This is a genomic window from Stenotrophomonas sp. STEN014 (assembly GCF_056760315.1).
Genome location: NZ_JBRREN010000001.1, coordinates 268044 through 279911 on the forward strand (window position 1 = coordinate 268044; position 11868 = coordinate 279911).

Sequence of the window (11868 nt, forward strand, 5' to 3'; positions counted from 1 at the left end):
CGGCTTTCTCGCGGAGGACGGCTCAGCCGTACCAGTGGGCGGCCAGTGACGGCGCGGTGGCCGGCGTTGCCGCGGCCAGTGTTTCCAGGCCATGGCTGTCGATCTGCGGGTGACGCAGGCGCGCCTGTTCCAGTACCTCGCCGGCCAGCTGGCGCATGCGCTGCACATTGCCGTGCAGCTGCTGCACCAGCACCTCGTCAGCGACTTCGGTCTGTTCGTGCAGGGACTGGTTCATGGCGTAGAACCAGTCGATGCCGTGCTGGTCGAGCAGGCGGCCATCCGGACGCAATGGACCTTGGTTGCGCGCACCCCAGTCGCGCAACAGCGCCTGCATACCGAGGTTGAGGGCCCGGGCCTGCTGGAACAGGTCCCGTATCCGTCCCAGCAGCCCGATGTCGGTGAGCTTGTCGGCAAAATACAGCGGGGCCAGCAATGCCCAGTAGTAGGTGTAATCCCAGATCACCTTGACCGGCATGACCTGGGCATCGCCAAACAGCGGGTACTGGTCCTGATACAGGGTCAGGGTGTTCTCGTAAAAAGAGAAGTACACCTGCTGGTAGATCTCCGCATACGGCGCCCACGTCTGCTGCTTGCGGTCGCGTTCGATCAGGTCGCAGATATAGCCGTTGCTGATGGCGATGAAGTCGCTGCCGGGCGAATAGAACGGATCCAGGAACAGCCCGGCCTCGCCGGTCAGCGCCCAGCGGTCGGCCGAGAACACCTGCTTGCAGCCATAGGAGAATTTGCGCAGGAACAGGAAGTCCTGCAGCGTGTGCTGTGGCTGCTGCAAGGTGGCGGCCATCTGCGGCTGGTGTTGCTGCAGCCAGGCCATGGCTTTCTCATGGGTGTTCATCTGCTCCAGCGGATGCATCGAGGCATCGCAGACAATGCCCAGCGAATGTGCGCCGGAGGACAGCGGAATCAGCCAGAACCAGTAGCCCGGGCCACACAGGTGATTGGTCGAACGCCAGCGGTCCGGCGGTGTGCAGCGCTGTTGCCACTGCGGATCATCACTCCACTGGTTGGGATCGATGTGGCCATCGACCCGCCACCACACGGCATTGGCTTCATGTGCGTTGGCCTGCGCCAGATCCAGCTTGCGCTTGAGCAGCCCGGCGCGGCCGCTGGCATCGACCAGCCAGCGCGCGTGCAGTGTCGTGGTCTGCTGCTGGCGTTCGTAGCGGACCTGGTGGGAATCCGCGCCCTCACCCAGCTCGATGCCGCGTACCACCGCCTCATCCAGGAACCGCACCCCGAGCGAGACAGCCTGTTCGCCGAGGAAGTTCTCGAAGCGGCCACGATCAAGCTGCCACGAGGGCGTTGGCAGCAAGCGGCTGACGCCCAGTTCGGTGCAGGCAGCCATATCGTGCTGGCCTTCGGAGAAGAAGAAGCGGAACCCGAACTTGCGGATATGCCGGCTTTCCAGGTGGTCCTTGAAACCGAGCACGTTGGCGAAATAGTGCGCGCCGATTTCCACCGTCGATTCGCCGACCTTGAAGGCCGCTTCCCGCACCGGATGGGCGCGGCGTTCGATGACCGTCACCGCCAGTGTCGGATCGCGTTGTTTGAGCTGGATGGCGAGGCTGAGGCCGGCCAGGCCGCCACCCATGATCAGGACATCAGTGGCGGCAGAATTCATACGTGCTCCCGGTGGGGGCTGGACACGGCGACAGGCGGGCCGAACTCGCCGCTGGGGTCGTCGATCAGCGGCGGATTGGCCTGGATGGCGCGGTACACCGCGCGGATGTGGCCGTAACGCAAGGCCTGCAGCACGATGTGGCTGGTGATGCGGTACAGGTCGCTGAGCGGGCGGAAGTGGCTGCGGCGGAACTGTTCGCTGCTGTTCGCGCTCTGGTAGCGCGACTCGATCGGTACCGACACGCAACGCGTGCCCAGCTGGCGTGCGGCTGAAATCACCACCTGTGCCTCAAACACGAAGCCTTCGCCGGGAATGTCCTGCAGCGCGAGTACCTGCTCGGGATAGAAACGTTGCCCGCTCTGGCTGTCGGCGACCTGGTAGCCGGTGCCCCAGGCGATGCCCCAGTCGCCGAACTCATTGGCCAGCCGCCGGTGGATGGGTTGCAGCGCCCGCTTGCGCAGGCGCGCGCCGATGATGATGCAGCCGGGGTGGCGGTTGGCGCTGTCGAGCAGGCGCGGCAGGTCGCTGGCGGCATGCTGGCCGTCGCCGTCCATGGTCAGCACCCCGCGCAGGCCGCGGGCGCGCGCCTCGGCAAACCCGCTGCGCAGCGCATGGCCCTTGCCCATGCGCCGGCTGTGCCGCAGCAGGATCACCGGCAGGTCGGCGATGCATCCGGCGGTGTCATCGTCGGAGCCGTCGTCGACCACGATCACATGGCGATGGTGCGCCAGCGCGCCCGACACCACTTCGCGGATCCGCAGCGATTCGTTCAACGCCGGGATCAGGACGGCGACCTCGTCCGCGGTGAGAGGAGCCCTATCAGTCATAAGCGATCCCTATGCTCAACCACTGCCCGTTACCGGCCGCAAGCTGCACCTGGGTCCGTTCCAGCGCCAGCGCTTCAAAAAACGGCAGCATCGGCAGCATCGCATTGCCGCGCATCCAGCGTGACAACGGCCCGTCGGCATCTGGCGCCGATGCGTTGGCTGCGTCGCCCAAGGCGACCTGCAGCCTCGGCTGCCCGGGGGCGGGTGTCCGGGACAGCACCAGCGCCCCGCCGAGCAGGCCGCGACTGGGCGAGACCTGGCCCAACGGACCGGTGGACTGGCTGTCGTAGCCCACCAGCAGCACCGCCTCGCTACCGCTGGCCAGTTGCGCCAGCGCTTCCAGCAGGCCCTGCGCGAAGCTGGCCTCGTGGGCGCTCAGCGCGGTGGCCGGCGGCAATGCGCCGGCACCGATGGTCCAGTAACCGGCCGCCGCGTTGTGCACCGAGTTGTGGAAGCGGGTCGGTGACAGTGCGCGCGGGTCCTGGGTCAGCGCCGCGCACATGTAATCGGTGATGGCCAGGTCGCCGTGGGTGGAGGTGAACACCGACGGCAGACTGGCCGGATCGCGGCTGGCGCGGGTGCAGGCCGCCAGTGCCACGTCCAGTGCCACGGCCACCGTCTCCGGCGCCCGCCGGCGTTCATTGGCGGCCAGCAGCTGCGCCGACGGCCGCGCGGGTGCGCCTTCCGGGATCGCCCCTGTGCGCACGTGATCACACGCCGCTTGCCACGAGGGCAGGCCGGTGCACCAGAAACCCACACCTTCCAGGGTTGCTTCAAGCATCGCCATCAGTCCGCCCTGCCGAACACGAGCGAGCAGTTGTTGCCGCCAAAACCGAATGAATTGTTCATCGCGTAACGGATGGATCGCTGTGCATTTTCAAAATGGATCTGCTCACCGCAGGCGTCATCGCGGACCTCGCTGTTGAGGGTGCCCGGCAGCAGGCCGTCCGACAGGGCCAGCAGCGCGATGGCCGATTCCACAATGCCTGCCGCGCCCAGCGTATGTCCGGTCCAGCCCTTGGTTGAACCGGCATGCAGTGTCGGCGGGAACAGCGCATCCACCGCGCGTGCTTCGATACTGTCATTGGCCGGGGTCGAGGTGCCATGCAGGTTGAGGTAGCCCACCTCGCTGGCGTCGATACCGGCGCGGTGCAGGGCATCGGCCATGGCCAGCCGCGCGCCCAGCCCTTGCGGATGTGGCGCGGACATATGGTGGGCGTCGCTGGACTCGCCATAGCCGCACAGGCGCAGCGCAGCGCCGTCATTGGGATCGAGACGTTCCAGCAGTGCAAAGCCACCGGCCTCGCCCAGCGACAGGCCGCTGCGGCGTGCATCGAAGGGTTGGCACGGGGTGGGCGAGACCAGCTGCAGTGCGTTGAAGCCGAACAGCACGCTGCCGCACAAGGTATCCACGCCACCCACCAGCGCGGCATCGACAATGCCGGCGGAAATCCAGCGGGCGGCCTGGGCAAACACCTTGGCGCTGGAAGAGCAGGCCGTGGCCACGGTGACGCAGGGGCCCCGCAGGCCGGTGGCCTGCTGCACGAACTCGCCGAGCGAATGGGGTGAATGGATACGCGCCCGTTGCAGATCGGCCGGAAACTGAGGGACGCCCTCGGCATCGGGCTCGAGCCGCGTGTAGGCCTCTTCGGTGGCGCCAATGCTTGAGGTCGAGGTGCCGATCACGATTGCGATGCGGTGCGCGCCATGGCGGGCAATGGCCGCGGCCAGTTGCTGCGGCAGACCGTCCTGCTGCAGCGCCAGCCAGGCCAGGCGGTTGTTGCGGCAATCGTAGGCGGAAAGCGCCTCGGGAACCGCGGCGCTTTCCAGTCCGTCGACGCGGCCGATCCAGCATTCCAGCGGATCGGGGCCGAAGTCGTTGCGGCGCAAACCACTGCGCCGATCGCGCAGAGCGTGCCGCTGCGCGGCCAGTCCGGCACCCAGTGCAGTGGTGGCGGTAAAGGCGCGAATGGAGACAGGCGTCATGCGGGGCGGCGATGCTGCGGTCACGCGGTATTCCAGGAGCGGTCGATGGCGCGAGTATATAGGCGGGGCTGTGGGCGGAAATGGAAGGTGACGCTGTCACCTTCCGGCGCAGCGTGGGATTTTGATGAACAACCGCAATGCGCACGGCTGAAACCGTGGCACGCGCACAGGGCGCGCCTTTCGCCGCTGCGGCATTTCCTCCACAATCATGGCCACTCAATCCCAGGGCAACGCCCCATGGGCATGCAAGCCTACGTCTATAAAAGCCAACGCAAGCAGGACACCTACGTCTATCTTGCCAAGCGTGATGATTTCGATGTGATCCCGGCCACACTGGGTGCCACGCTTGCACCGTACACCTTCGTGATGGAGGTGGCCCTGACTCCCGAGCGTCGCCTGGCCCAGGCCGACGCCGCGCTCGTGCGAGCGAATCTGGTCGAGCGCGGATTCCATCTGCAGCTGCCGCCGCAACCGCTGGCGCCGGTAAAAATCGCCCGCATCGACGGTCGCGATGACTGATCACACGCGCACCCGTGCGATTGCCGCCGCACTGGCGACGGGTCTGGTGTTGAGCCTGGCCACGGCGTTCGGCGGCGTGGTGGCGGCGCTGTGCGGTGTGCTCGCGCAGCCGGCGTTCGCGCTGGCGGTGTCATGGGGGCGCGGTACCCGCGCGCAGGCCCCGGCAGGTGCGCTGCTCAAACGTGCGCTGCCGGAACTGGCCGGACTGTGGCTGGTGGGCACCGCGGTGGTGGCGCTGCTGGTGGCCTGGCCGCTGGCGGCGCTGCATGACAGCGGCAGTCTGGCGGCGGTGCTGGCGCTGGGCGTGGCGGTGAGCGTAGCGGTGCTGGGACTGTGGCGGACGTGGCCGTTGTGGCATGCGATGGAGCGTGAGGACAGCCGTTTGCCGATGCAATGGCAGGCGCTGGCCGGGCGTGGCCTCACTTCTTGGCAGGGGCTGGGTGCAGCGCTGCTGTTGTTGCTGTTGTGCGCCGCGGTCGTGCTGCCGGCCTGGCCGGGCCTGCTGCCGGAGGGCCTGCGCTGGCCGCTGGCGCTGGCTACCGCGCTGGCCGCGCCACTGCTGCACGCGCTGCTGCAGCGCATGCCGGCCGCGCCGGCCGTCGCCGCTCCCGCCCCGGCGGTGGAAACCTTCGATCCCTTTGCCGAGGCGGCCATCACGCCGGTGCCGCTGGAACCGCTGGCGCAGCATGAACTGGTGCCGCAGCTGTACGAGGCGGTGCGTGGCGGCCGCGTGGATCGCGCGTTGCAGCTGCTGGAGGCCGGAGCCGATCCGCATGCACCGCCGCCGACGGCGGCGCGTGACCAGCGCAGCCTGGCGGTACTGGCCGCGGTGTTGCCGGATCTGCGTGTACTGCGGGCGCTGATCAGTCGTGGCGTCAATCTGAATCAGTCCCATCGCGGCATGACGCCGTTGCTGGCGGCCACCCGCGACAGCTGGCACGGCCGGCCCGAGGCGGTGATGACGTTGCTGGCCAACGGCGCCGACCCGCGCGCAACCGATGCCGACGGCAACACGCCCTTGCATCATGCCGCGCGCAGTTCCGATCCGGGCGTGGCCGCGCTGCTGCGCGACGCCGCCGCCGAGATCGATGCGCTCAACAACGACGGCCATAGTCCACTGGCACTGGCCTGCCAGGCCGGCAACTGGCGGCTGGCCAGGTTCCTGCTCGAACGCGGCGCCCGGCCCGAGCCGGAGGACGGCATTCCGGTGCTGATTGCGGCCGCGGCGACCGACGAGGATGACCCGGCCGGTGTGCAGCTGCTGCTCAAGCACAAGGCGCGGCTGGACGCGCGCGACCGGCAGCGGCGCAGCGCGCTGCATGAGGCCGCGGCGGCCGGCCACGTGGATATTGTTGAAACCCTGCTCAGTGCCGGGGCCAACGTCGAGCCACGCGATGCACTGGGGCGCACGCCCTGGCTGGATGCGGCCGCGCACGGCCATGCCGGTGTGCTGGAGCGCCTGCTCGCATACAAGCCGGATGTGATCGCGGTCGATGGCGAGGGCAGCAATGCCGTGCTGCTGGCCAGCCGTGCCGAACATGTCTCGGTGGCGTTGATCCAGCGCCTGCTGGAGCTGGGGATTCCGGCCGACAGCGTCGGCGCCGATGGCCGCCGCGCCGTCGACCACGCCGCCGCCGCCGGTCGCTGGTCGATCGTCTCGCTGCTGGACCCGGCCTATCCGCTGCCGGCGGCTGTCAGCGATGCCGGCACGGGTGAGGCCGCTGGCGACAGCCAGACGCTGGCGGCACTGCCCGATCGCGCGCCGCTGGTGCTGTTGCGCGAAGCGCTGGTGTTCGCCAATTTCGACGGCATGCCGGCGCTGGCCCGGCTGTGTTCGGCCGAGGAGCTGGGCGGCCTGCTGCATGATCCGCAGCTGGCCTTGCAGCCGCGCGTGGTCGACTGGCTGCTGGGCCAGGGCGCGGCGCCGGAGGTGCTCGATGCCTGTGGCGATACCCCGATGTTCGCCTTGCTGGCGCGTGGTGCCGATGCGCTGCCGACCTTGCAGGTGCTGCTGCAGCACGGCGTCTCGCCGGCCGGACGTGGCGGTCTGGCACGGCTGCTCGCGGCCTGCGTGCAGCACGATCATGCCGCGCGCGGTATCGAACAGTTCGCGCTGGAGCTGCTGGAACGCGGTGCCGATCCGTTCGGCGCGGCCCCGGCCGGGGATCCGGCGCTGTCACTGGCGGTGCGTCTGGGCTGGCTGAAACTGCAGCAGAGCCTGCTGGCCATGGGCGTGGATCGCGAGGCGCGTGACAGCCACGGCATGACCGCGCTGCATCTGGCCACCGCACTGGGCCGCGAGTCCTCGCTGAAACTGCTGGTGCTGCAGGGCGCTTCGCCCGAGGCACGCGCCGCCGACGGGCAGACGCCGCTGGGTGTGGCGCTGTCGAGCGGGCGCCGCGATCTGGCCGACTGGCTGGACTGGCGTGGCTGGTCGCTGCCGTTGCGCCCGCTGCGCGAGGCCGATGTGCCGGCCGCGGCAATGGCCGGTGACGCCGATGCGGTGCGTCGCCTGATCGATCTGGGTTTTGCGGTGGATGCGGTCGATGCGCAGGGCTGCACCGGCCTGCTGCGGGCCGCGGGCGGCGGCCATGCGGTGGTGGTGGATCTGCTGCTCGCACGCGGTGCCGATCCGCAACACGCCGCGGCCAGCGGTGCCACGCCGTTGTCGGCGGCCGTCAGCATGCGGCAAACGGCAATCGTCACCGCGCTGCTCGATGCCGGTGCCCAGCTCGAACACCGCCTGCCGGGCGGCGTCACCGTGCTGATGCTGGCCGCCGCGCTGGGCCTGCCGGATATCGTCGCGCGCCTGCTCACTGCCGGGGCCGACGTGCATGCCGGCGACGACCAGCAGCTGGCGCCGCTGCACTGCGCCACGCTGTACGGCTTCACCGCACGCGACCGCACCCGCCTGCTGACCCTGCTCGATACGCTGCTGCTGGCCGGTGCCGAACCGGACCAGGCCTCGGCCGGGACGGTGACGCCGTTGCTGCTGCTGCTGGGGGCGCGAGCCGAACCGGGTACCGTCTGTGACGAACAGGTGGTATTGGCCGCGGTCGAGCGCCTGCTCGACGAGGACGTGTCGCTGGAAGTGCGCGATCCGCGTGGCTTCGGCCCGCTGCATCTGGCCGCGCTGCACGGCTTGCCGCTGCTGGTGCAGCGCCTGCTGCGGGCCGGCGCCGATCCGGACCTGCGCGACGCGTTGAACCGGACTCCGCGCGACATCGCCATCATGCGCGGCTTCATCGACGTGGCCGGCGAATTCGAACCGGCGGTGCCGGGCGTATCGTCGATGGCCCGGTTCCTGCGCGACCACCGCTGACCGGTCACCCGCCGGCGTCGTGGGCTAGGGGCGGGTATCGGGCGGCGCGGCCGCCGCGGCGTCGCCGGCATCGGCTTCGAACAGCTGCATCAGGTCCGCACGCGCGTCGCGCGAGGTCTGCATCACCGCCGCCTCGTCGTCATAGACCAGGTGCTGGGCCCGGAGCAGCTGCGCATCGTGCTCGCGGAAACGCTGCACATGGTCCTGCGCCACCGCCGGGGCGATGCCCAGCGCGGTCAGCACCCGCTCGCTGGCTTCCAGGCTGGAGCCGAGCACTTCGCGGAACGGTTCGGCCGACATGTCCAGCAGCTTCCATGCGTGCTGGCGGTTGCGCGCGCGTGCCAGCACGGTGGCGTGTGGATACAGGCGCCGTACCAGCCGTACCGCGCGCAGATTGGTTTCCGGGTTGTCCATGGCCATCACGAACACGCGGATGTGCTCGGCACCGGCCGCCCGCAGCAGATCCGGGCGGGTCGGGTCGCCGTAATAGAGCTTGTTGCCGAAGCGGCGCAGGTCCTCGACCGTTTCCGGGTCCGATTCCAGCGCGACGAACGGAATGCGCTGGGCGGTCAGCACGCGGCCGACGATCTGGCCGAACCGGCCCATGCCGGCGATCAGCACCTGCGGCCGCTGCGCGCCGGCATCCTTGAGCGTCTCGTCCGGCGCATGCTCCGGCGCGTGCACCGGTGGCTTGAGCTGCAGCAGCCGCTGCAGCGCCAGCAACAGCAGCGGGGTGATCGCCATCGATACGCTGACGATGGCCACCAGCCGGTCATGGTTGATGCGGCCGAGCAGGTGCGCGCGCTCGGCCTCGTTGAACACCACAAAGGCGAATTCGCCGCCCAGCCACAGCACGCTGCCCAGCATCAACGCGCTGCGCAGCGACATGCCCGTGGCCAGGCCGAGCCCGAGCAGGATCGAGAACTTCACCAGCAGCAGGATCGCCACGCCGATGCCGATCACTTCCGGTTCGGCGGCGACCCGCTCCAGATCGATGCCCATGCCCACGGCGATGAAGAACAGGCCCAGCAACAGGCCCTTGAACGGCTCGATCTGCGATTCGATCTCGTGCCGGAATTCGGAGTCGGCCAGCAGCACCCCGGCCACGAACGCGCCCAGCCCGGCACTGAGCCCGGCCCCGGCCATGAGCCAGGCGGTGCCCAGCACCACCAGCAGCGCGGTGGCGGTGAACACCTCGGGCATGCGCGTGCGTGCCACGATCAGGAAGATCTGCCGCAGCAGCGGCCGCCCCAGCCCGATGACCAGCCCCAGCGCGCCCAGGGCGATGGCCGCATCCTGCCAGGTCAGGGTTTCATTCTTGACCCCGCCCAGCAGCGGAATGGCCGCCAGCAACGGAATGGCGACCAGGTCCTGGAACAGCAGGATGGCGAAACCGAAACGGCCATAGTCGCTGTTCAGCGCTTTGTGTTCGGACAGCAGCTGCAGGCCCACCGCGGTGGAGGACAACGCCAGCGCGGTGCCGATGACCAGCGCGGTTTTCCAGTGGAAGTGGTAGATCAGCAGCAGCCCGCCGAGCACCGCGGCACTGAGCAGCACCTGCACCGTGCCGCCGCCGAATACCGGCCGCCGCATCACCATCAGCCGTGCCGGCGAGAGCTCCAGCCCGATCACGAACAGCAGCATCACCACACCGGTCTCGGCGGCATTGAGGACGCGGTCGGCATCCTGCACGAAGCCCAGCACATGCGGGCCCAGCACCACGCCCGCAGCCAGGTAGCCCAGCACGGCGCCCAGGCCGAAGCGCTTGAACACCGGCACGGCGATCACCGCGGCCAGCAGCAGCACCAGAGCCAGTTCGAAACCGCCGCCATGCATGTAACGCGTGCTCCTCTGGGTAGAACCGCCAGACCGCACTGGCATCGCCCGGCCGGCCGCCATTATGCGGGTTGCGCCGTCAACGCAGGTGCAGCGCGCAGGCCGATCCGCCCTTCACCTCACCGCGCGCGGTTGACCCCGCCGGCTGCGGTGGCCAGACTCGTCGCGTTGCCGGCCAGCCCGCGCAGCATCTTCCCGGAGTCCCTCCCATGTCCAGTGACAGTAGAAGTCGACCTTGTTCGACGCCAGTGACGGTGGCCGCCTGACAGGGGCGGGTTCGCCGGTACTGGCGTTGCGGTCGCAACGTAGACAGGCGAATCAACATGAACCAGAAGCAGCACCTGCGCGGGGCGGCGGACACCGTCGCCGCCAACGCCCCGCTTGCCGATTTCAACACCGCCGACGCGGTCGAGTTCCTCAACACGCTGCCGTTGCCGCGGGCCGCCGATACGCTGGCCGCGGTGCCGCTGCCACGCGCGGTCAAACTGCTCGAGGCGCCGGAGCTGCAGCGCGCCGGGCAGCTGGTCGCCGCGCTGCCGCCCCCGCGCGCGGCGGCGCTGCTGGGGCTGATGGCCGACGACCGTGCCACCGATATCGTCCATGAGCTCGATGACAGCCACCGCGCGCGGCTGATCCCGTTGCTGGCGCCGGAAGCGCGCCACTCCATCCAGCTGCTGCTGGGCTACCCGCCCGATACCGCCGGCGCCCTGATGACCACCGAATTTGTCGGCGTGCCGGCCGACTGGAGCGTGGCCCAGACCCTGCAACACATCCGCGAGGTGGAGCGCTCGCGCGAGACCGTCTATGCGATCTATGTGCTGGATCCGTCCAGCGGCCAGCTGCAGCAGGTGGTGACCCTGCGCCGGCTGATCACCGGCGCGCCGGACGCTTCGATTCTCAGTGTGGCCCAGCTCAATCCGCCGGTCACCGTCGATCCGCTGCTGGACCAGGAGGAAGTGGCGCGGCTGATCCGCCGCCATGACCTGCTGGCGATTCCGGTGGTGGATGCGCAGCGGCGGATGCTGGGCATCGTCACCGTCGATGACATCCTCGATGCGCTGATCGATGAATCCACCGAGGACGTGCACAAGTTCGGCGGCGTCGAGGCGCTGGACAGGCCGTACATGCAGATCGGTTTTTTCGAGATGCTGCGCAAGCGCGCCGGCTGGCTGAGCGTGCTGTTCCTGGGCGAGATGCTCACCGCCAGCGCGATGCAGCACTACGAGCAGGAGTTGGCGCGCGCGGTGGTGCTGACCCTGTTCATCCCGCTGATCATGAGCTCCGGCGGCAACTCCGGCTCGCAGGCGACCTCGCTGCTGATCCGTTCGCTGGCACTGCGCGAGCTGCGTCTGCGCGACTGGTGGAAGGTGGCGCTGCGCGAGTTGCCCACCGGCATCGTCCTGGGCGGCATCCTGGGCGTGCTGGCGATCATCCGCATCAGCGTGTGGCAGCTCGGCGGGCTGCACGACTACGGCGAGCACTGGGGATTGCTGGCACTGACCATCGGCGCGGCGCTGGTGGGCATCGTCACCCTCGGCTCGCTGTCGGGCTCGATGCTGCCCTTCGCGCTCAAGCGGCTGGGCTTCGATCCGGCCAGTGCCTCGGCGCCGTTCGTGGCCACGCTGGTGGATGTTACCGGGCTGGTCATCTACTTCAGCATCGCGGCGCTGATCCTGCGCGGCACCTTGCTGTAACCGGGAAGATGCCGGCGGATGCGTGCGGATTTGATCGCACGCATG

Annotated in this window: 8 protein-coding genes; 3 read left to right on the forward strand and 5 right to left on the reverse strand. The window is 69.0% G+C overall.

Features of this window, described 5'->3' with window-relative positions; genetic code table 11:
- Positions 1-22: 22 nt before the first annotated feature.
- Genes ACVOMC_RS01035 through ACVOMC_RS01050 form a run of 4 tightly spaced genes read right to left on the reverse strand, consistent with a single transcriptional unit; the run spans position 23 to position 4452 of the window.
- The gene (locus tag ACVOMC_RS01035) at positions 23-1639 is read right to left on the reverse strand and encodes an NAD(P)/FAD-dependent oxidoreductase (protein ID WP_481522492.1); all 1617 of its coding nucleotides are present in this window, start codon (positions 1637-1639) and stop codon (positions 23-25) included.
- The gene (locus tag ACVOMC_RS01040; RefSeq protein ID WP_481522493.1) at positions 1636-2466 is read right to left on the reverse strand and encodes a glycosyltransferase family 2 protein; all 831 of its coding nucleotides are present in this window, start codon (positions 2464-2466) and stop codon (positions 1636-1638) included. Before ACVOMC_RS01040 ends, ACVOMC_RS01035 begins: the two co-directional genes overlap by 4 nt.
- A complete protein-coding gene (locus ACVOMC_RS01045; RefSeq protein ID WP_481522494.1) occupies positions 2459-3247 on the reverse strand; it encodes a beta-ketoacyl synthase chain length factor in 789 nt (262 codons plus the stop codon). The genes ACVOMC_RS01040 and ACVOMC_RS01045 overlap by 8 nt, the downstream gene beginning before the upstream one ends.
- Positions 3248-3252: 5 nt before the next feature.
- Positions 3253-4452, reverse strand: a complete 1200-nt coding sequence (locus ACVOMC_RS01050) for a beta-ketoacyl-[acyl-carrier-protein] synthase family protein (protein WP_054660556.1) — start codon at positions 4450-4452, stop codon at positions 3253-3255.
- Positions 4453-4695: 243 nt separating this feature from the next.
- On the opposite strand from ACVOMC_RS01050, the gene ACVOMC_RS01055 reads away from it, so the two are divergent.
- Together ACVOMC_RS01055 and ACVOMC_RS01060 are read left to right on the forward strand one after the other, a co-directional pair.
- Complete coding sequence (locus tag ACVOMC_RS01055; protein WP_057505558.1) at positions 4696-4971, forward strand: YcgL domain-containing protein; 276 nt, start codon at positions 4696-4698, stop codon at positions 4969-4971.
- Entirely contained in the window at positions 4964-8293 is a 3330-nt protein-coding gene (locus tag ACVOMC_RS01060; protein ID WP_481522495.1) for an ankyrin repeat domain-containing protein, read from the forward strand. Before ACVOMC_RS01055 ends, ACVOMC_RS01060 begins: the two co-directional genes overlap by 8 nt.
- A gap of 24 nt (positions 8294-8317) precedes the next feature.
- Here ACVOMC_RS01060 and ACVOMC_RS01065 read toward each other — a convergent pair whose 3' ends face one another.
- Positions 8318-10129: a monovalent cation:proton antiporter-2 (CPA2) family protein gene (locus tag ACVOMC_RS01065; protein ID WP_481522496.1), complete on the reverse strand. Its 1812-nt coding sequence runs from the start codon at positions 10127-10129 to the stop codon at positions 8318-8320.
- Between the two features lie 323 nt (positions 10130-10452).
- Here ACVOMC_RS01065 and mgtE point away from each other — a divergent pair, with 323 nt between their 5' ends.
- Positions 10453-11823, forward strand: coding sequence for a magnesium transporter (mgtE, locus tag ACVOMC_RS01070; protein ID WP_481522497.1), 1371 nt, complete (start codon positions 10453-10455; stop codon positions 11821-11823).
- Positions 11824-11868 lie beyond the last annotated feature (45 nt).

What these genes read in the sequence shown, in the direction of transcription:
- ACVOMC_RS01035 (WP_481522492.1), bottom strand. Translation starts at nt 1,639, where the DNA reads ATGAATTCTGCCGCCACTGATGTCCTGATCATGGGTGGCGGCCTGGCC.
- ACVOMC_RS01040 (WP_481522493.1), bottom strand. Translation starts at nt 2,466, where the DNA reads ATGACTGATAGGGCTCCTCTCACCGCGGACGAGGTCGCCGTCCTGATC.
- ACVOMC_RS01045 (WP_481522494.1), bottom strand. Translation starts at nt 3,247, where the DNA reads ATGCTTGAAGCAACCCTGGAAGGTGTGGGTTTCTGGTGCACCGGCCTG.
- ACVOMC_RS01050 (WP_054660556.1), bottom strand. Translation starts at nt 4,452, where the DNA reads ATGACGCCTGTCTCCATTCGCGCCTTTACCGCCACCACTGCACTGGGT.
- ACVOMC_RS01055 (WP_057505558.1), top strand. Translation starts at nt 4,696, where the DNA reads ATGCAAGCCTACGTCTATAAAAGCCAACGCAAGCAGGACACCTACGTC.
- ACVOMC_RS01060 (WP_481522495.1), top strand. Translation starts at nt 4,964, where the DNA reads ATGACTGATCACACGCGCACCCGTGCGATTGCCGCCGCACTGGCGACG.
- ACVOMC_RS01065 (WP_481522496.1), bottom strand. Translation starts at nt 10,129, where the DNA reads ATGCATGGCGGCGGTTTCGAACTGGCTCTGGTGCTGCTGCTGGCCGCG.
- mgtE (WP_481522497.1), top strand. Translation starts at nt 10,453, where the DNA reads ATGAACCAGAAGCAGCACCTGCGCGGGGCGGCGGACACCGTCGCCGCC.